The organism is Paenibacillus lacisediminis (assembly GCF_046567315.2).
In genome coordinates, this window is record NZ_JBKIAX020000001.1 from 586,205 (window position 1) to 604,753 (window position 18,549).

The 18,549-nt window shown below is 50.4% G+C and carries 21 protein-coding genes; 18 read left to right on the forward strand and 3 right to left on the reverse strand.

From position 1 onward, the window contains the following. Positions 1-127: 127 nt before the first annotated feature. Together ACLD72_RS02485 and ACLD72_RS02490 are read right to left on the reverse strand one after the other, a co-directional pair. On the reverse strand, positions 128-733 hold the full coding sequence (locus tag ACLD72_RS02485; RefSeq protein ID WP_410998145.1) for a pentapeptide repeat-containing protein: 606 nt from the start codon (positions 731-733) through the stop codon (positions 128-130). A gap of 28 nt (positions 734-761) precedes the next feature. Continuing rightward, a complete protein-coding gene (locus tag ACLD72_RS02490; protein ID WP_410998143.1) occupies positions 762-998 on the reverse strand; it encodes an RNA chaperone Hfq in 237 nt (78 codons plus the stop codon). Between the two features lie 276 nt (positions 999-1,274). Here ACLD72_RS02490 and glpX point away from each other — a divergent pair, with 276 nt between their 5' ends. From glpX to ACLD72_RS02520, 6 genes are all read left to right on the forward strand, one after another. Continuing rightward, positions 1,275-2,267 carry a class II fructose-bisphosphatase gene (gene glpX, locus ACLD72_RS02495; RefSeq protein WP_410998141.1) on the forward strand — a complete coding sequence of 331 codons (993 nt, stop codon included), beginning with the start codon at positions 1,275-1,277 and terminating at the stop codon, positions 2,265-2,267. Positions 2,268-2,351: 84 nt separating this feature from the next. Then, positions 2,352-2,519: a hypothetical protein gene (locus ACLD72_RS02500; protein WP_410998139.1), complete on the forward strand. Its 168-nt coding sequence runs from the start codon at positions 2,352-2,354 to the stop codon at positions 2,517-2,519. A 127-nt stretch (positions 2,520-2,646) separates the two neighbouring features. Beyond that, the gene (locus tag ACLD72_RS02505; RefSeq protein ID WP_410998137.1) at positions 2,647-3,168 is read left to right on the forward strand and encodes a GNAT family N-acetyltransferase; all 522 of its coding nucleotides are present in this window, start codon (positions 2,647-2,649) and stop codon (positions 3,166-3,168) included. A gap of 21 nt (positions 3,169-3,189) precedes the next feature. Next, entirely contained in the window at positions 3,190-3,423 is a 234-nt protein-coding gene (locus ACLD72_RS02510; protein ID WP_410998135.1) for a hypothetical protein, read from the forward strand. 125 nt (positions 3,424-3,548) lie between these two features. Next, positions 3,549-3,710: a hypothetical protein gene (locus ACLD72_RS02515; RefSeq protein WP_458475515.1), complete on the forward strand. Its 162-nt coding sequence runs from the start codon at positions 3,549-3,551 to the stop codon at positions 3,708-3,710. A gap of 321 nt (positions 3,711-4,031) precedes the next feature. Continuing rightward, positions 4,032-4,541: a SecDF P1 head subdomain-containing protein gene (locus ACLD72_RS02520; protein WP_410998131.1), complete on the forward strand. Its 510-nt coding sequence runs from the start codon at positions 4,032-4,034 to the stop codon at positions 4,539-4,541. A gap of 5 nt (positions 4,542-4,546) precedes the next feature. Here ACLD72_RS02520 and ACLD72_RS02525 read toward each other — a convergent pair whose 3' ends face one another. Beyond that, complete coding sequence (locus ACLD72_RS02525; RefSeq protein WP_410998129.1) at positions 4,547-4,720, reverse strand: hypothetical protein; 174 nt, start codon at positions 4,718-4,720, stop codon at positions 4,547-4,549. 193 nt (positions 4,721-4,913) lie between these two features. Here ACLD72_RS02525 and ACLD72_RS02530 point away from each other — a divergent pair, with 193 nt between their 5' ends. From ACLD72_RS02530 to ACLD72_RS02585, 12 genes are all read left to right on the forward strand, one after another. After that, complete coding sequence (locus ACLD72_RS02530) at positions 4,914-6,491, forward strand: diguanylate cyclase (protein ID WP_410998127.1); 1,578 nt, start codon at positions 4,914-4,916, stop codon at positions 6,489-6,491. Between the two features lie 64 nt (positions 6,492-6,555). Further along, complete coding sequence (gene dcuS / locus ACLD72_RS02535; protein WP_410998125.1) at positions 6,556-8,151, forward strand: DcuS/MalK family sensor histidine kinase; 1,596 nt, start codon at positions 6,556-6,558, stop codon at positions 8,149-8,151. Continuing rightward, entirely contained in the window at positions 8,144-8,854 is a 711-nt protein-coding gene (locus tag ACLD72_RS02540; RefSeq protein ID WP_410998124.1) for a response regulator, read from the forward strand. The genes dcuS and ACLD72_RS02540 overlap by 8 nt, the downstream gene beginning before the upstream one ends. Before the next feature lie 158 nt (positions 8,855-9,012). Further along, positions 9,013-10,368 (forward strand): 2-hydroxycarboxylate transporter family protein, encoded by a 1,356-nt coding sequence (locus ACLD72_RS02545; RefSeq protein WP_410998122.1) that lies wholly within the window; start codon positions 9,013-9,015, stop codon positions 10,366-10,368. A gap of 223 nt (positions 10,369-10,591) precedes the next feature. Then, positions 10,592-11,869, forward strand: a complete 1,278-nt coding sequence (locus ACLD72_RS02550) for an NADP-dependent malic enzyme (RefSeq protein WP_410998358.1) — start codon at positions 10,592-10,594, stop codon at positions 11,867-11,869. A 348-nt stretch (positions 11,870-12,217) separates the two neighbouring features. After that, the gene (locus ACLD72_RS02555; RefSeq protein WP_410998120.1) at positions 12,218-13,156 is read left to right on the forward strand and encodes a toxin Cry1Ac domain D-VI-related protein; all 939 of its coding nucleotides are present in this window, start codon (positions 12,218-12,220) and stop codon (positions 13,154-13,156) included. Between the two features lie 202 nt (positions 13,157-13,358). Continuing rightward, positions 13,359-13,904, forward strand: a complete 546-nt coding sequence (locus tag ACLD72_RS02560; protein ID WP_410998118.1) for a GrpB family protein — start codon at positions 13,359-13,361, stop codon at positions 13,902-13,904. A gap of 24 nt (positions 13,905-13,928) precedes the next feature. Beyond that, a complete protein-coding gene (locus ACLD72_RS02565) occupies positions 13,929-14,819 on the forward strand; it encodes a PhzF family phenazine biosynthesis protein (RefSeq protein ID WP_410998116.1) in 891 nt (296 codons plus the stop codon). Positions 14,820-14,855: 36 nt separating this feature from the next. Next, positions 14,856-15,488, forward strand: a complete 633-nt coding sequence (locus ACLD72_RS02570; RefSeq protein ID WP_410998114.1) for a VOC family protein — start codon at positions 14,856-14,858, stop codon at positions 15,486-15,488. Further along, positions 15,485-15,871 (forward strand): VOC family protein, encoded by a 387-nt coding sequence (locus tag ACLD72_RS02575; protein ID WP_410998112.1) that lies wholly within the window; start codon positions 15,485-15,487, stop codon positions 15,869-15,871. Before ACLD72_RS02570 ends, ACLD72_RS02575 begins: the two co-directional genes overlap by 4 nt. A 556-nt stretch (positions 15,872-16,427) precedes the next feature. Beyond that, complete coding sequence (locus ACLD72_RS02580; RefSeq protein ID WP_410998110.1) at positions 16,428-17,444, forward strand: NAD-dependent epimerase/dehydratase family protein; 1,017 nt, start codon at positions 16,428-16,430, stop codon at positions 17,442-17,444. Next, positions 17,444-18,517, forward strand: a complete 1,074-nt coding sequence (locus tag ACLD72_RS02585) for a dihydrodipicolinate synthase family protein (protein ID WP_410998103.1) — start codon at positions 17,444-17,446, stop codon at positions 18,515-18,517. The genes ACLD72_RS02580 and ACLD72_RS02585 overlap by 1 nt, the downstream gene beginning before the upstream one ends. The last annotated feature ends 32 nt before the right edge of the window (positions 18,518-18,549 follow it).

The following is an 18,549-nucleotide window of genomic DNA, read 5'->3' on the forward strand; positions in this document are numbered from 1 at the left end:
ACCACAGCCGCCAAAACGGGCGGATTTCGATTTAGGGGAAGGTATTTTCTATATGTTTCTATGTCCGGAGGATCGGCTGACGGCCACGGTGTATCAGCAAAGCTGAGCTATGGCCCCTCCGGAAAACTTAACCTATCTTGGCTCCGTAAGAAAGCGAAAACAAAACGGACTGCTCCCTGTCCATTTTTAACCCGGTAACATCAAAGGTTTTAAAATTCACGCCTTCCATTTTGGCTCCCCGGATGTCGGCACCCTGCAGTTTTGCTTTGGCAAGCACGGCCATGGTCAGATCGCAGTCTCTTAGATCGGCTTTATCCAGGTTGGCTCCGGACAAGTCCGCTTCGTAAAATTTAATCCCACGCAAGTCCTGTTTCACCAGACGGGCATGCCGTAAATTTGTATAGGACCAATCGCCCTGTAAAATCGTGATCCCATCCATATGGCAGCCGGAAAAATCCGAACCGGTCATTTTGCATGTGTCGAATTTGGCAACAAACAGATCGGCGCCATGAAAGTTGCAGTTCACAAAAGCGGATTCTTTATGAATGGAACCGTTTAAAGACGCCCCGCGAAAATCGCACTCTACAAATCGGCAGTTGCCCGACACAATCTCGTCCAGTGATCCATTAGAAAATGAGCAGCGGTTAAATGTGCAGCCGATGAGTTCGCCGTATTTTAAATCTTGCGTGCTAAAGTTTACTCCTTCATAGGTCTGATTGCTGTATTGAAACATTGAACGCCTCCTGTGTTTCGTTAGAGAGTTAGTTGGTAGTTTTATTTGTCGGTTCGGCAATGATCGTGGATAACGCGTGTTTGTAAATCATGCTCTGTTTACCGGAGAGTGTGCGAAACAATATGACATATTTATCGAATAATTCAACCGTTCCCTTGAGGGGTACGCCATTTTTGGTGATGGCCGTGCATTCCAGCCTCTCTTTCCATAGGAAGTATAATTGTTGATCTTGATCCAATTCCTTGTCTCCGTGATTTTCAAGCATCCATGATCCCTCTCCTCGCTTAAAAAATGGGTTCTTTCTCATTATATATTAACGAGCCATTATTCTGTGGAATCGCACCTTAAATATAGCATACGGTTGTCAAGTACCTGTATGTTTAGCGCCAAAAGTCAAGGGTAATATTTTTCTCATTCCTATAAACCTCATCTATATCCATATTAAAATATATCAATTTCTTAAATGGTTCGATTCGTATTATAGTGGAACTACAAAAAATTACCTAGTCCCTGAATGGATAAAGAAAGGTGGAGAATTAGTTTGAACCGTGAATTAGAGTTGGCGGTCGTTCGCGTTACGGAAATGGCCGCGCTGCAATCGGCGCCATGGATTGGCAGAGGAGATAAGATCAGCGCTGACGATGCGGCAACCTCGGCGATGAGAAGCACGCTCGACTCCTTATCCATTAAGGGAACCGTCGTCATTGGCGAAGGCGAAATGGATGAAGCTCCGATGCTGTACATCGGAGAGAAGGTGGGGAACTGGCACGGCGTGGAGGTTGACGTAGCGGTGGATCCGCTGGAAGGCACCTCACTGGTGGCGAATGGCCTCAGCAACGCTTTGTCGGTCATCGCAATCGCCCCGAAAGGCAATTTGCTGCACGCGCCCGACATGTATATGGAAAAATTGGCAGTAGGGCCTGCATTGGCAGGGAAGCTTAGTTTGCTTGATCCTGTGGAAGTTACGTTAGCTAAAGCCGCCGAAACGCTAGGGAAGAAAATATCCGATTTAAGCGTAATGGTGCTTGACCGCGAGAGACATCAAACGTTGATTGACACGCTGCGCAAGTGCGGCGTGCGGATTAATTGTTTGCCCGATGGCGATGTCGCCGGCGCAATGGCCCCTGCTTTTCCGGAAACGGGAATTGACCTTTATCTCGGCTCGGGCGGCGCGCCGGAAGGCGTTTTGGCTGCTGCCGCACTGAAGGCTTTGGGCGGCGAATTCCAAGGCCGGTTAATGCCGGACGGCCCGGTTCAATACGAGCGCTGCATCTCGATGGGGCTTGCCGACCCCTATCAGGTATTGTTGATGAAAGATCTGGTGGGCGACGATGATGTCATTTTTGCCGCCACCGGCGTAACAAATGGAGATTTTTTGGGCGGGGTAAGGAGCCTGACGAACCAACGCGCCGAAACGCATTCCATGGTGCTGCGGGCCAAAACCGGAACGATGCGGTTTATCAGGACCGTTCACCACCCTGCGAAACATGCCGGCCACGATGGGGAATTTTTCGATAGAGCTATGGTGATCTGACGAATTCCCCCTTTATGCATAAACAAGTATGGAAAGTGCATCCTAAAGTTCGAGGAGATCGTAACCTAGGAGGTGTTTTTTCGAATGGAACATAAGCCAAACCAGCAAGCCAAAGCGGAGGAACAAACAGCGAAAATCAACAAAACCCGGGAATCCGGGGAAAACGATACGGAATTTGCCGAAGATTTCAGCGCCCACGATTACCGCTCCGCTTTTAAAAATCCGAAAACGGGTGAGGAACGGCTGTACTAGCGGATTGGGGGATGAGTGATAGGATTGGGTCAGGAGGATTTTGGCCTCCTGGCTTTTTTGTTTATTTTCTCATCGGTCCTATGATGTATAATCATGGAAGAAGGTTGAACAAGAAAGGACGTTTTTGATGAACACTCTCGCGTTAATTGAACCGGCGAAAGCATATCAAAGCCAATACATCGAAATGATCGAGGAATGGAAGGAAACCGGAGAGAAGCTGGTTCCTTTTGTGCTGAGATTCGATTACGAAGATTTCGATTCATTTCTGGAGCGATTAAACATTTTAAGGGACGGCCCGATAGAAGATGGAAAGACGGTAAACAGTTCAACGTTTTGGCTTGTTGAGGATCATGAAAGGGTGGTTGGCGCGGCGAATATCAGACACAGACTAAACGATTCCCTGCTGAATATCGGCGGGCACATCGGATATGGAATAAGACCTTCGGCCAGAAAAAAGGGCTACGCCACAGAGATTCTCAAACAGGCATTAATACACGCCAAATCAATGGGAATATCGCGCGCTTTGGTGACTTGCGACAAGGATAATATCGGATCGGCAAAAGCGATTCAAAAAAACAACGGCATTTTGGCTTCCGAGGCGGTCGTCGGCGGAGTTGAGATACAACGTTATTGGATCTCTTTAACTTAATATTAAAGCGAGGGCTAATTGATGAGAAACCATGAGCTTTTTCCGGTCATTGAAAGGTTAGAAAAGTGCAACATTACATATTCTCTGGGCGGCAGCGCGCTATTGTATTATTTGAAATTGGTTGATGCCATAAATGATTGGGATATCACCGTAGATTGCGCAAAAGAAACCCTTATCGAGGCCATCCAAGACTATGACTGGGTGGATCAAAAAAGCGGAGATCATCCATTTGCCAGCCAGTATCGGATCAATTAGATTCGCTCAATATTGAATTCATAGGTTATTTTGCCTTACATACGGATCATGGAGTGCTGCAGCTGCCGGTGAGTCATTTGGGGACGTGGGACGGCATTCCTATTTCTAGCCCTGAAATATGGTACGTGGCTTATTATTTGATGAATCGAACAACCAAAGCAAATCTGCTGCTAAATTATCTGAAAGAAAACAAGGATAAAGCGAATGCTGCCTTAATACGTGAGTTGATTAATACAAAGATGTTAAATGATGAATTGGAACAAGAATTGGGCTTTCTATGTAATTAACCAAAAAATGAGGGCTTAACCTAAAAAACAGTGCTTTACGGCCGGCTACTGGACGACCAATGGCGGTCTAAACCCAGCCTCCTCAAATAGCGGAACTTTATGCCCTTATTATCCGGAAATGCTCATGTTGATCCTCATTAGCGGGATTTTTTGTCCTTATTTTCCTAGGAATGGTCCAGTTTGCGGGCATTTCGTTGCGATTTGAGAAAGTAGCGACATTATTTTCCGCTATTTCTATTTGAATGGGGGGATCGCTGAAATAACGCCATTTTTTGCCGTTATGTTTCGCCTAAAAGATACTCCGAGAGGATTTCAATCCTCATGCTGCACGCGGAACCCACGGATCGAAGGGTCATTAGCAATTTTGTGATCGATTATGAGCACATGACCGATTACAGCCCGGAAACTGAAAAAAAGGAGATCAAGTTAATGAAATTCAAGGTTATTTTACTTTTTATGCTGATATTTTTAAGCGGCTGTCAAGTTTTGGATGTTTTTGAGCAACAACCACAAGACAAACCGACAGTTACTTTTGAAGATAAGGACCGGAACGTAATGGCGACCGGGGCCGATCTAAGTTCAGTTTCGTTATCTTTCGGCCCCACAGGCAAGGAATATTTTATAGTCGGACGATTTAAAGAACCCAAGAAGCTGGAAGAGATCACTCAAAAACTGTTAGGTGAAGAATTGTCCATATACTGCGATGAAGAATTAATTACTTCCCCCATCATACAGCAAGTGCTGACATCGGGAGAGTTCAGCATAGGCGGGGAATATTCCCTGGAGGAAGCAAAAAGTTTGGTTGATAAGATCGAACAAAGCATGGAATAAAAGGTTCAACAAAAGGCCGCACCCAACAAATGCGGGCTTATGCCGTACAGCGAGTCCTGTTGTTCCGTCTTCCGGACGATTTCCAGCAATCTGGCTTTGGCTTCGGGATCGTCCCACTTTTCTTCAAAGGCGGGCACGATCCAGGCGGGCCCTTCCACGCTGTAAATCTCAATGTTCATTAAGCCGGCGTCCGTTAATTCCTGCCTTAGATGCCGCTTGGTTTTAGCAGCCTTTTTGCCTCGGCCATCGCGGCCAAACGATCTTCTCTACGTGTATTTCGCCGTACCGTATAGACTCGGGTGCGTTTCTGAAGTACGATGATAACAGTTTGGCAGCAGGTTAATTTATCACGAGGAGTAGGAAGCCGGCTTCATGCACATTTCTAAACAATCCATCAAAATCAGTCTTTCCCTAGTATTGTCTGTCATGGTTTGCTTCTCCATTCTGATCACCATGTCTATCATGACATACATCCAATATAATAATGAAAAACATTCCCTCTTCCAAAATACGATGTCGCACAATCTATCATCGGCGCAAAAAATGGCCGTCACGACCGAGGCGCTTTTTTCATCGATGCGGAAAACCCTCCATTCCGTAACCAACATTGCGCAAATCCGCACCATGGATATATCCGATAAGGAGGAATTGCAGCACATTTTTGATCTTGTACTGCAAAGCAGTCCGTATTTCAATTCGATATTTTGGACGGATGAAACTGGACAATTTCAGGTTGTTTCTCCTTATGGCAGCAATATGAACAATGCTCGGGTAACGACGAAATGGGCTCTGGAAGCTTTAAAGGGGAGGAAATCCTACATCTCCGATCCATATGTGAGCCCTACAGGACGCTTGATCGTTTTTGTAAGCGAGCCGGTTTTTGACGAACTTGGCAGTTATCGCGGCATGATCGGGGGGACGATTTACTTGGAGAAGGATAATATCCTGCATAGTATTTTTGGCTCAAATGCGGGTAATGAAACGGATTCCTACTCCTATATCGTTGATTCCGCGGGCAAGCTGCTTTACCATCCGGATAAAAACCGCTTGAGGGAAAATGTGCCTGAAGAGGTGGTACGGCAGTTTCAGGCGGGCAATAGCGGTGAACTGCATTTGAAAAATACGCAGGGCGATGATTATTTGGCGGGTTACGCGAGAGTCGCCATCAACGGCTGGGTCATTGTCATGCAGACCTCCAAACTATCGATTATGGCCGATGTCAACGACAACCTGCTGCACTTGATCCGGGGCATGCTCGTTCCGATTGCGGTCATGTTGATCCTTGCCGGATATATTGCCGCCAAAATCGCCGCGCCATTTGCCCGGTTATACAAAATCACGAAAGTTATTGCCGCCGGACAAGATGTTTCTTTGCAGGAATTCAAACCGCATTGGAACCGGGAAGCTGATCAATTGAACCGGATGATGAAAGCGGCGGCCGAAACGCTGGCGAAGCAAACTTCTTCGTTGCAGCAGGAAGCGATCACCGATCCGTTAACCGGACTGTTCAACCGCAGAGAAATGGAACGCAACCTGGATTTATGGGATAAAAGGGGGGATCGGTATGCTATATTGCTGCTGGATATCGACCACTTTAAGGCGGTAAACGATACGTATGGTCATCAAACCGGCGATGAAGTTTTAAAAACGGTCGCCAGCGTGATCACGGAGTCCAGTCCTGCAGAGGCGGTATGTTCCCGTTATGGCGGGGAGGAATTTGTCATCCTCCTTCGTGAGCATGATATGGAGCAGTTATACGCTATCGCCGAACGAATTCGCCTAACGATAAGCACCGAGCCAACCCCTTTTTCCCGGAAGATTACCGTCTCCATCGGCATCTCATCATCTCCGGAGCATGGCGTAAGCCGCGTTGAGGTGCTTCAAGCGGCGGATGAGGCTTTGTACCGTGCCAAACGCGAAGGGCGTAACCGGACGATCGGATTCACATAACCTTCACTGACTTTTGGCGAAATAACGGGGTATAATCAAAGAAAACTTCGAAGGATGGCGAAATATGAAATTCTTCGGCCGAACGTTGCGTTTGCAAACGACGATTACCCTGATGGTCTGCTCCGTGCTGGCTTTGGTCCTGCTGGCCGTCTATTTGCTGTTTAATATGAAAATCTCCGGGCTGACCCGGGAAGATTTGGAGCATAAAGCGATTACAATCGCCCGCACGGTGTCCAAGGATCCAACCGTTCAGAGCGCGCTAAACGGCCAGGCCGACGCCAAGCTTGTGCAGGAGTTTACCGAAGAAATCCGCACGCTGAACGGGGTGCAGTTCATCGTCGTTATGGACAAGCAAGGCATCCGGCTATCCCATCCCGATCGGGATAAGATCGGGCAGCATTTTATCGGCGGCGATGAAGCCGAAGCGCTAAACGGGAGGGAATCCGTATCCATCGCCAAGGGAACCTTAGGGAAATCCGTGAGAGCGTTTTCTCCGGTGATCGTTGGCGGCAAGCCGGTTGGCGCGGTTGCGGTTGGGCTGGCGCTGAACGATGTTAATTCGGCGGTGCGGCAGAATCGCTGGATTATTTATTTGGGGATGGCTGCCGGCGGCGTGCTCGGCGTGTCCGGGGCGGTGCTGCTGGCCCGCAGGCTTAAGCGGATGATGTTCGGCATGGAACCGGACGAAATCGCCAAGCTGCTTGAGGAACGCAGCGCGATGCTGCAATCCGCCAAGGAAGCCATCATCGCCGTGGATGCACGGGGGTATATCACGTTGATCAACGCCGAAGCGAGGAGACTTATCGGTATAACCGAAGCCGGTGGCAACGCGCAGGAGCTTTGCCCGCTGCTGCGCATGGACAAGGTGCTGGAGACCGGGGAGCCGCTGAACGACATGGAGATGGAGCAGGACGGGATGACGCTGCTGGCCAATGTTGTCCCCGTCAAAGTGAACGGGCGAACCCAGGGCGCCATCGCCACGTTTCGGGACAAGACCGAAATCGACGTTCTGATGGAGCGGTTGTCGGGCGTTTCGCTGTATGTCGAAGCCCTGCGGGCCCAGACTCATGAATTTATGAACAAGCTGCATGTCATGGCCGGATTAAACCATATGCGGCGCTACGATCGTCTTGAGGAATATCTGAGCGGAACCATCCGGCATTTCCAGTCGGAGGCCGGTATGCTCGTGAAGCAGGTGAAGGAACCCGTGATGGCCGGCTTTCTGCTGGGCAAGCTGAGCCGGGCGCGCGAAGCCGGGGTGAAGATGCATATTCTCGAAGAGGACGTGCTGCCGGAATGCGCGGATGCGGAAACGGCCCATGAGCTGGTCACCATTGTGGGCAACCTGCTGGAAAATGCGCTGGAGGCCGAACCGGGCGAAGACAGCAAAGATATTTCCGTCGGCTTTTCCCATGAAAACTCGCAGTTAACCGTGACCGTTAGCGACAACGGCGCGGGCATCCCGGGAGAGATGATCAAACGGATCTACGAGCAGGGCTTTTCGACCAAAGGCAAGAGCAGAGGCATCGGCTTGTACCTGGTGATGCGCGGCGTCAACAAGCTGGGCGGGCATCTTTGGTGCCAAAGCGCACAAGGCGCGGGAACGAAATTTATCGTACGCATACCGTACGAAGCAAAAGCATGGGGGACTCATGATTAATGTACTCATTGTTGAAGACGACCCGATGGTTGCCGAAATGAACAAATTTTATTTGGAGCAGATTCAGGATTTCCGGGCCGAAGGTTGGGCCGAATCCGCCGAGCAGGCGCTTGGTCTGCTGGATTCCGCGCATTACGACCTGCTGCTGCTCGACATTTACATGAAGGGAAGCAGCGGGCTGGAGCTGCTAAGCGAAATCCGCCGCAAAGCGCTGCCTACGGATGTAATCGTCATCTCGGCCGCCAGAGACAAGAGCAGCATCCGGCAGGCACTGAACAACGGGGCGGTTGATTATTTGATCAAGCCGTTTGAGTTCAACCGCTTTCGCATGGCTATGGACGCGTATCGCAAGCGGGCTACGCTATTCAAGCAAGCCGATAGCATGGTCCAGTCGGAGCTTGACGCGATCACGCATGCCGCCGCGAACGACGGTCAAAGCCAACCGCTGCCCAAAGGCTTCACCCGCAAGACGCTCCAAGCCGTATGGAACGCGATCGAGGCGGCTTCTGCCGAAGGCTTCACAAGCGTGGACATCTCCGCGGCGACGGGGATTTCCCGGGTTTCCGCCGGCAAATACATGACCGAGCTGGAGGCCAGGGGCATCCTCGAAATGGAGCTGATCTACGGGACCGTAGGCAGGCCGGTGCAGAAGTACAAAATAACGCCGCACGGAAAGATCCAAATCACGAAATATTTGCAATAAAGTACGCCCTCCTTGCGCGAGCAAGGGGGGTTGTCTATTTTGTGACAGCGCTTACTTTAAAAACTTTAAAAATTCGATCAATATCTACATAAAAACAAAAGCGCTTACAAAAAAGCTATGATGAGGCTGAATTTAATCAAAGGAGGCCTATTTCCCCTATGGAAAAAACTGTACAGACGCAGGCCATTTCGCGTGAACCGAAGTCACAGCCTGCCGACAAGGCGGACGGTTTGCTGTCCAAAGTGCTCAGCGTAAAGATCGGTGTGATTCCTTTGCCGATTTACATCGTGCTGGCTCTGGTCATTTTCGCTGCCGCCGCCGTTGGCGAGCTGCCAAACGACATGATCGGCGGCTTGGCCGTCATCATGATTATGGGCGTGCTGCTGAGCCATCTCGGTTTCAAGCTCCCGCTGCTGAAGAACATCGGCGGTCCGGCGATTTTGTCCCTGATGATTCCGTCGTTCCTCGTTTTTTGGAATGTGCTGAATCCTCCGGTCGTTGACGCCGTGCACACACTGATGAAAACGTCCAACTTTCTTTATCTGTACATCGCCTGCCTGGTGGCGGGAAGCATTACCGGGATGAACCGCCAGACGCTGATCAGCGGGTTTATCCGGATTTTCATTCCGATGATCGCGGGTACGGCCGCCGCCGTTGCGGTCGGACTGGGCGTGGGCATGCTGTTTGGCTATACCGCCCACCACACGCTTTTCTACATTGTCGTTCCGATCATTGGCGGCGGCGTAGGCGAAGGCATCCTGCCTTTATCGATCGCCTTCTCGCAAATTCTTGGCGGAGAATCGGGGCAATATGTGGCGCAGATGATTCCGGCTGCAGTTATCGGCAACGTCTTTGCGATTATCGGGGCGGGTATTCTGAAGAAAATGGCCGACAAAAACCCGTCGATTACCGGCAACGGCGTTCTTGTCCGAGAGAAGGGCGGTAAGCAGCTTGGCGGAAGCCATTACGATGCGGAAAAAATCGATTTCCCGCTGATGGGCGGCGGCCTGCTGTTTGCCTGCAGCCTGTTTATCGCAGGTAGCTTGCTGTCACCCTATGTTGGCATTCCCGGCCCGATTCTGATGATCTTTGGCGCGGCGCTGCTGAAAATTTTCAGGCTGCTTCCGTACAAAATTGAACAAGGCGCGTACCACCTTTACAAATTCGTGTCCGGCACCCTGACCTGGCCGCTGATGGTCGGTCTCGGCATTTTGTACATCCCGCTGGAGGATGTTGCCGCGCTTATTTCCATTCCTTACGTACTCGTCTGCGCATCGGTAATTGCCGCGATGATTGTGACAGGCTATATAGTCGGAAAATGGATCCGGATGTACCCTATAGAAGCCGCCATTGTGACAGGCTGCCGCGGAGGGCTCGGAGGAACGGGTGATGTGGCGATTCTTTCCGCATCGGGCCGGATGGAACTGATGCCTTTTGCGCAAATCTCCACACGAATCGGCGGGGCGCTGACCGTTGTCGCGGCCACGCTGCTAATCTCCGTTTGGGGAGGCTGAACTTAAGGATTTATTGATTGGATAAGAGCATTGTTATACAAAAATACAAAATCAATTTGGGAGGCGACCCGCGATGAATCAAACGCTGGATCATTCTTACTTGTTTTCGCTGCGCGTGCAGTACAAAAGCGGCAGCGACTATATGGCAAACCTGGTGAACATTGTGGAGACGTATCAAGGAACCGTGCTCCAAGTCGAGCTTCAGGACCCGAACGAACAAGGGATGGCGGAGGCCGAGGTGAAGATCTCGGTGCAATATCAGGAGGACAGAGAATTGATCGAAACTGCGGCGCAAAAGCTTGGCGGCGGCGATATCGTGGAGCGGTTAATGGAGATTATGCAATTGCATGAGGGCGGAAAGCTGGAAACGACGCTCAAGCATCCGATTCTCAGCAAGGAAGATCTCTCTAAGGTATATACGCCGGGGGTTGCCAAGGTTTGCCAGGCTATTGCCGAGGACCAGGAAAAGGCCTATCAGCTTACGACAAAAAAGAACACCGTCGCCGTCATTTCGGACGGAACGGCTGTGCTCGGCTTGGGAGATATCGGACCGAAGGCGGCGATGCCGGTCATGGAGGGCAAGGCGGCGTTGTTCAAGCAGTTTGCCGGGGTGGACGCCGTTCCGATCTGCCTGGATACGAAGGATACGGAGGAGATTATTGCGATCGTAAAAGCTTTGGCTCCGACCTTCGGCGGCATCAATCTGGAGGATATCGCTTCGCCCCGTTGCTTTGTCATCGAGGAGCGGCTGAGAGCCGAGCTGGACATCCCCGTATTCCATGACGATCAGCACGGAACGGCCATCGTGGTGCTTGCGGGATTGTTGAACGCGCTGAAGGTATGCGGGAAAAATATCCGCGAGGTCAAAATCGTCGTCAACGGCGTTGGTGCTGCGGGCATCTCCATCTCCAAAATGCTGCTGCAGGCGGGCGCGGTCAATTTGATCGGCGTCGACCGCGAAGGCGCCATTAATCGCAACGTAGCTTACGCGAACCAGCACTGGAGTGAATTTGCTAAATATACGAATCCGCACAATGAACAGGGACCATTGTCGGAAGCGATCAAGGGAGCGGATGTGTTTATCGGGGTCTCGGCTCCAAACGTGCTGAAAGTCGACGATCTGCGGAACATGGCCAAAGATCCGATCGTGTTCGCCATGGCCAACCCGACGCCGGAAATCGATCCTTTGCTTGCCGCGCCCTATGTCAAGGTGATGGCGACCGGCCGCTCCGACTTTCCGAACCAGATCAACAACGTGCTTTGTTTCCCGGGGATTTTCCGTGGAGCTCTCGATTGCGAGGCCACGGACATCAACGACGCGATGAAGCTGGCGGCGGCGGAAGCGATCTCCTCCGTGATTGATCCTTCGGAGCTAAGCGAAAACTATATCATCCCGGATGCGTTTGATTCCCGTGTGGTGGAACGAATCCGGCTGGCGGTGGCCAAAGCTGCCATAGACAGCGGCGTAGCGCGCAAAAATTTGCTTGTCGAGATAAAGTAAAATGGCGGGCTAAAACCCGGACTATATTCGGAAATGGCAAGTGATGTCGGCTAAAACTAAAAAAATAAGCGAGGCTGTCGCCCCATGGTTGTAAAAGGTATGATCATGGCAGGAGCTCAAGGCCGCAACCGACCCACCTGGGATATGAGTTATCTAAGGTTGGGTCGTTTTCGTTTGATGAAACTTTGAAGTCGTCTCTTGCAGCTCCAGAAAATATTTGGTAATGTTAATTTATTACTTTTTACCTATGAATCCTTGGAAGTCCGAGAGTCTTAAGTCATTGAGATAGGACTGCTAGGTTTGTAGTGACGCCTCGCGCTAGTTACATCATTATAAGGAGAATGGAACATGAAGAAAGCACCAATCATTGCTATTGCATTTGCTTTAATAGTAGTGTGTGTGGCCGGTTTTATGGTTTGGAAAATTAACGATGACAAAGTGAAAAAAGAGATGGCTATCCTAGCGGATATTTCTAGTATTCAAGAGCAGGTAAACACCCTTTATCAAGACGAACAAAAAAAGAATCTGGCTGATCCGATTGACAAAGATATGATCCAAAGAGTACATAATTTATTTGCAGCCTATGATAATAAAGAGCTCTCTCCCGAAGCTTCCGCACTATTAGCCAAAGCCTCTTCGGACATAAGTGATGTAGATAAGATGTATGCTTTAAAGCAGAGCATAGATAATCTGTTCGACGAGAATGGAGCAATCGTAGAGTCACCTGACATAGAGTCCAGCAAAAGTCAGCTGGAGGCATTGAAGTCGGATAAGCCAGCCTTTGTAGCTGATTTAACGATTAAAATAAATGAGGCTGCAAGTCAATTCAAACAAATCTCGGCAGCAACCAAGAAGGTGGATTCATTATTTACATCATCAGAAAAAACGGCTGTCAAAAAATCCATCAAACAAACCGAAATTAACGAGGCAAAAGCAAGTGTAAAAAAGATTAAACAACATAAAGCAAAAACAGATTTATTGTCGTATGTACAAGTTGCTGACGTATATCTGGATGCTAAGATAAAAGCAGAAGCAAAGGCAAAGGCCGAAGCGGAAGCTAAAGAAAGAGCTACAGCCCAAAAAAATTCTTCTTCTAAAAAATCTAATGACACTTTAGATCTTAAAGGATGGGTACCCTATAGTACAGGGGATGCAGCCACCTTGCTGAAATATCTAGCATCGGGTGATGTTGTTGAATATAACGGCCAATATTGGGCTTCTCCAGAACTGGTAAATATGATGGCGAACGAAGAGGTTGTATATATTCAAGATATAGCAAATGATTAGAACAAGCCTATCACCAAGCATGCTGTAGCAATATTGTAACGAAAAGACGGCAAACCTTGCATTCAAGACATTTCTTGAGCTAGGGCTTGCCGCTTTCTTTCGTTATGCAGACCAATTTGCTCTCTTACGCTTGCGGAATTGTATATGAGGAGGGCGGCACAAGGTAGATCAACGGAGTTGTAAAAAAAAGGAGCTGTTAAACATGGAGGACCAATGGAAAATAGCCAAGTATGATCCGGCATGGAAAGATTTATTTTGGCAGCTTGGTGACAGGTTGAGAAATACGCTTCAAGAAACGGCGTTACGCATCGATCATGTCGGTTCGACGTCGATTGCAGGAATGGACGCCAAACCGATTATCGATATCCAAATATCCGTTGCCGTTTTGGAGGATGAACTCAGCTATCGCGATAAAATCGAATCATTGGGATTTCAATGGAGAAGCGATAACCCGGACAAGTCCAAACGCTATTTTCGCGAAGTTCCCGGGAGCAGAAGAACGCATATTCATGTAAGGCGCGCCGGAAGTTTTGCGGAACAAATGACGTTGCTTTTTAGGGATTATTTAAGGGAACATCAGGAGGAATACAAGAAATACGCTGATGAGAAGCATCGGCTGATGAAATTGTTTGCGCATGACCGTCCCAAGTATGTGGAGGGCAAGGGCCCCATCGTATGGGAGATATTGCACCGGGCCCATCTCTGGTCGCAAGAAACCGGATGGCAGCCGGGAGAACCTGATGCGTAAACCGGAATGTTTGGAGGAGAAAACGTGAAAAAAGTAAAAGTTCTGCATTATGACGCCTTTTCATCCGTTGTCAATCAAGGAAATCCGGCTGGGGTGGTGCTGGACTGCCAAGGTTTGAACGAAGACGACATGCTCCGCATTGCGGGGAAAGTCGGGTTCAATGAAACCGTATTTGTCCTGAAGTCGGACAAAGCGGATTTAAGGCTAAAGTATTTTACGCCCGGACACGAAATGAACTTATGCGGTCATGCTACCATCGGCGCATTATATGCCCTGAGAACGCGGGGGGTGCTTGAGGACAAAAACAACTTCCATATCGAAACCAATGTTGGCGTGCTGCCCGTTTCTTTTGAAAATAAGGATGAACAGATTTTGATTACAATGAAGCAAGACGCTCCCCGCTTTATTCCGTTTGAAGGGGATGTACAAAAATTGGCCGAATCCATCGGCTTGGCTAAGGAAGATCTCGATCTATCCAAACCGATCGTGTACGGCAGCACAGGGACATGGACGTTGTTGATTCCCATCAAGGAGTTAAGTAAGTTTAAAGCCATGCAGCCCCGTAACGAGAAATTCCCTCAGATTTTGGTCGAAAATCCGCGCTCATCCGTACATCCGCTTTGTTTTGAGGCACATGACGAGAAGGCCTTGATGCATGCTCGGCATTTTTCTTCGCCTTATTCCGGTACGGTGGAGGACCCGGTCACCGGCACGGCTTCCGGCGTGATGGGGGCGTATTACCTGAAGTATATCGACGATCGGCTGCCTTTGCTGGAATTTGCGGTTGAACAAGGCCAGGAAATAGGCAGGGACGGCAGAGTTTGGGTGAGAGTGGTGCGCAATGGCGGCAGTATGGACGTTTTTATTTCGGGGACGGGAGTGTTTGTAAAAGAAATGGAAGTTGCGATGGAGTAAAGGAGGCGACAGCTTATCATTATTAAACAGCTAAAATTGAAAACCAATAAATTTAGCGAATTGAAATCATTTTATCGCGACGTGCTTCGATTTCCTATTCTGGAAGAAACGAATACTTCATTTTCCGTGGATGCGGGGGAAACCGTGGTTATTTACGAAAGCGGTGATTTGCATACGTTTTACCACTATGCTTTTTTTGTGAATAAAGCGCATTTTGATAGAATACTTGAAAAAATTGTTGAACATAGCCCATTATTGGCGGATGAAACGGGTCAGACCGAGTTTATGTCAGGAGTGTGGAAAAGAAAACAAGTGTATTTTAAGGATGCTCAGGGCAATATTTTGGAAATTCTCCCTACTGGAGAGGAATTGTCCGCTGAAAAGACTTGGGTTCGCGTGCAAGAATTCGGCGTTCCCGTCGATAATCTCGATGAATTCATTTCTGAAGTCAATCAGATATCCAATATATTCCCCAAAAATTCCGATCATTTTTGTTTTTATGGGGATGAGAGCGGGGTTCTGGTCCTTGTAAAAGAAGGCAGACCGTGGTTCCCCACGGATCTGCCGGCGATTTCGTCACCGGCGGAATTGATCGTCGTCGACGATTGTCAAATGGAAGTGGAGAGTGGGGGCTTTAAATTGAAAGCTCACCGTGAAAGAACGCCATGATTCACCATGTGGAACTTAATGTTTCGGATTTGCCGGCTACGATCGATTTTTGGGGCTGGCTGCTAACCGATCTTGGCTACAGGGAATATCAAAAGTGGCAATATGGAATCAGTTGGAAACATGGGGAAAGTTACATCGTTTTTGTCCAAACGGAGGAAAAATATCTGGATATCCCGTACCATCGGAAGCGGACCGGACTTAACCATCTCGCATTTTATGCCCGTTCGCGGCGACATGTCGATGAGCTGACGGAAAAACTCACGGAAAAGGGAGTGACGGTTTTGTATAAAGACAAGCATCCTTTTGCCGGTGGGGAAGGCCATTATGCCGTTTTTTGCGAAGATCCGGACCGGATTAAAGTGGAGTTCGTCGCGCCGGAATAACGTAAAGAAAAATAAGCAGACGCCTTGGCTGAAAGAGACGAAACTCTTGGCCGGGGCGTTTTTTATTGGCGGGAGAAACGTAACATTGGTTTGAGGCGCGAAGCCTAACGGAAGTGAGGGACGTTATTTGTTGCAAAACAGGGCTGCGAAAATTTTAACGGACCCAGATGACCTTATTCGCTATAAATTCTCCAAAATAGACTCATCTGGAGCTAAATAACGTCTCCTCGGTCCGTTACGGCGGGAAATACCAGGGAAATGAGCAAATAAGGTCTTTCCAGTCCGTTAGGGTTTCGCACTGGTTTTGCGCTGGCTTCTCACTGGTTTTGCACTAGGGAAGTCCACCTCGAAATATGGAGCCGCCAGGCGGCCGACAGTCATCCAAACATGCCCCGGACCACTCAACGCGCGCATAAGGAGAAGTTCGCACGGCCTCACATAGCACAGGCAATTTAGGACGATATATGGTCGTTGTCTCGTATTCCCGCCGCTTCTAACATAAAGGTAACGCAGCAGGACATTTGAAAAAAATAGTTGCGCGGAAGAGGTGGGAGCTGTGAAAACGGTAAATGAGCTGGAGCAGTGTTTAAGCGAGCCGTCCGACCGGCTTGTTGGGGACCTGGCCAAGCTGGACGGCGATTTCCTGATCCTGGGCGTCGGCGGAAAAATGGGGCCCAGCCTGGCGAGGCTGCTCCGGCGGGGGCTGGCGGCGGCCGGAAAACCGGCCAAAATCACGGGGGTGTCCCGGTTTTCGTCGGGGGACCTGAGGAGTGAACTGGAATCGGTCGGGATCGCTACGCTGGCGGCCGATCTGCTTGATGAGCAGGCGCTGGCAGGCCTGCCGGAAGCGCAGAACATCATTTACATGGCCGGCAACAAATTCGGGACGACCGGCCGCGAATATTTCACCTGGGCGATGAATGCGTATTTGCCGGGGCGGGTGGCCGAAAAGTACAAAACTTCGCGGATCGTGGCCTTTTCGTCCGGGAACATTTACCCGCTGACCGACATTAAGCTGGGCGGCGCATCGGAAGAGACCGCACCGTCGCCGATCGGTGAGTACGCACAGTCCTGTCTGGGGCGGGAGCGGGTATTCGAATATTTTTCCCGCAAAAATGGGACTCCGCTGGTAAACTTCCGTTTAAATTATGCGATCGATATGCGGTACGGCGTGCTGCTGGAGGTCGCCAAGGCGGTCAAAGAGGGCCGCCCGATCGATCTGAACATGGGAATGGTCAACGTGATCTGGCAGGGGGATGCCAATGAAATGGCCATCCGTGCGCTGCTGCTTTGCGAGTCGCCTCCGGTCACGCTGAACGTAACCGGCCCGGAGACGGTATCGGTGCGCTGGTTGGCCGAACGGTTTGGCGATGCCTTTGGCGTGAAGCCGGTTTTCGCCGGCGAAGAGCAATCGACTGCGCTCCTAAGCAACGCTTCGGCCGCCCATGCCAAATTGGGTTATCCGCGGGTATCGCTCCGGCAGATGATCGAATGGACGGCGGGATGGGTGGAAGCCGGAGGAGAGACGCTTAGCAAGCCAACGCATTTTCAGGAACGGGCAGGTGCGTTTTGATGGGAGAAAATTTAAAACCCGAAATTCAGCAGCTGCTGCATCGCGGGACCGTGATTCCGGCCCACCCGCTGGCGCTCGATGCCGGCCGCCGGCTCGATGAACGGAGACAACGGGCGTTAACGAGGTATTATATAGCGTCCGGGAGCGGCGGAATCGCCGTAGGCGTGCATACGACGCAGTTCGAAATCCGCGAACCGGGGATCGATCTGTATGAGCCGGTGCTGCGGCTTGCCGCCGAAGAAGTGGAGCGGGCGCGGCTGGGCCGCCCGTTCATTAAAGTGGCGGGGATCTGCGGGCCGACCGGGCAAGCGGTGCGCGAAGCGGAAACGGCCGCCGGACTGGGCTACGACTTGGGTCTGGTCAGTAACGGCGGGCTCATAGACTTGAGCGAAGCGGAGCTGATTCACCGCTGCGAAAAGGTATCGTCGGTTATTCCGGTGTTTGGCTTTTATTTGCAGCCGGCGGTTGGCGGCAAGCGGCTCAGCTATGCGTTTTGGCGGGAGCTGGCGGAGCTTCCCGGAGTGAAGGCGATCAAAATCGCGCCGTTCAACCGGTACCAGACGCTGGATGTCGTTCGCGCGGTGTGCGAGTCGAGCCGCGGAGACGACATTGCGCTATACACGGGCAACGACGACAACATTGTGGCCGATCTGCTGACAGTGTACCGGTTCCGGACCGCGGACGGACAATGGGCGAAGAAAAACATCGCCGGCGGCCTTCTGGGGCACTGGGCGGTGTGGACGTCAAAGGCGGTGGAAATGCTGGAGGAAATCATCGCGCTGCGCGAGCGGGGGGAAGTCCCTTCCGCCGAATGGCTGAGCCGGGGAGTCAGGATCACCGATGCGAATGCGGCTTTTTTTGACGCGGCGAACGGGTTCAAGGGCTGTATTCCCGGCATTCATGAAGTGCTGCGGCGGCAAGGGCTGCTGGCGGGCAACTGGTGCCTCAATCCGGACGAACAATTGTCGCCGGGACAAATTGCAGAGATTGAACGCGTCTATCGCGCATATCCTGATCTTAATGACGATGAGTTCGTCCGCAGGCATCTGGACGAGTGGCTCAATGAAGCGTAGGCTACCGTATTTGAGCAAAAACCCGAATCACA

Bases quoted from the DNA above. Each gene is read 5' to 3' on its own strand.
- ACLD72_RS02485 (WP_410998145.1), bottom strand. From the start codon at position 733: ATGTTTCAATACAGCAATCAGACCTATGAAGGAGTAAACTTTAGCACG.
- ACLD72_RS02490 (WP_410998143.1), bottom strand. From the start codon at position 998: ATGCTTGAAAATCACGGAGACAAGGAATTGGATCAAGATCAACAATTA.
- ACLD72_RS02500 (WP_410998139.1), top strand. From the start codon at position 2,352: ATGGAACATAAGCCAAACCAGCAAGCCAAAGCGGAGGAACAAACAGCG.
- ACLD72_RS02505 (WP_410998137.1), top strand. From the start codon at position 2,647: ATGAACACTCTCGCGTTAATTGAACCGGCGAAAGCATATCAAAGCCAA.
- ACLD72_RS02510 (WP_410998135.1), top strand. From the start codon at position 3,190: ATGAGAAACCATGAGCTTTTTCCGGTCATTGAAAGGTTAGAAAAGTGC.
- ACLD72_RS02520 (WP_410998131.1), top strand. From the start codon at position 4,032: ATGCTGCACGCGGAACCCACGGATCGAAGGGTCATTAGCAATTTTGTG.
- ACLD72_RS02525 (WP_410998129.1), bottom strand. From the start codon at position 4,720: ATGAACATTGAGATTTACAGCGTGGAAGGGCCCGCCTGGATCGTGCCC.
- ACLD72_RS02530 (WP_410998127.1), top strand. From the start codon at position 4,914: ATGCACATTTCTAAACAATCCATCAAAATCAGTCTTTCCCTAGTATTG.
- dcuS (WP_410998125.1), top strand. From the start codon at position 6,556: ATGAAATTCTTCGGCCGAACGTTGCGTTTGCAAACGACGATTACCCTG.
- ACLD72_RS02540 (WP_410998124.1), top strand. From the start codon at position 8,144: ATGATTAATGTACTCATTGTTGAAGACGACCCGATGGTTGCCGAAATG.
- ACLD72_RS02545 (WP_410998122.1), top strand. From the start codon at position 9,013: ATGGAAAAAACTGTACAGACGCAGGCCATTTCGCGTGAACCGAAGTCA.
- ACLD72_RS02550 (WP_410998358.1), top strand. From the start codon at position 10,592: ATGGCGGAGGCCGAGGTGAAGATCTCGGTGCAATATCAGGAGGACAGA.
- ACLD72_RS02555 (WP_410998120.1), top strand. From the start codon at position 12,218: ATGAAGAAAGCACCAATCATTGCTATTGCATTTGCTTTAATAGTAGTG.
- ACLD72_RS02560 (WP_410998118.1), top strand. From the start codon at position 13,359: ATGGAGGACCAATGGAAAATAGCCAAGTATGATCCGGCATGGAAAGAT.
- ACLD72_RS02575 (WP_410998112.1), top strand. From the start codon at position 15,485: ATGATTCACCATGTGGAACTTAATGTTTCGGATTTGCCGGCTACGATC.
- ACLD72_RS02585 (WP_410998103.1), top strand. From the start codon at position 17,444: ATGGGAGAAAATTTAAAACCCGAAATTCAGCAGCTGCTGCATCGCGGG.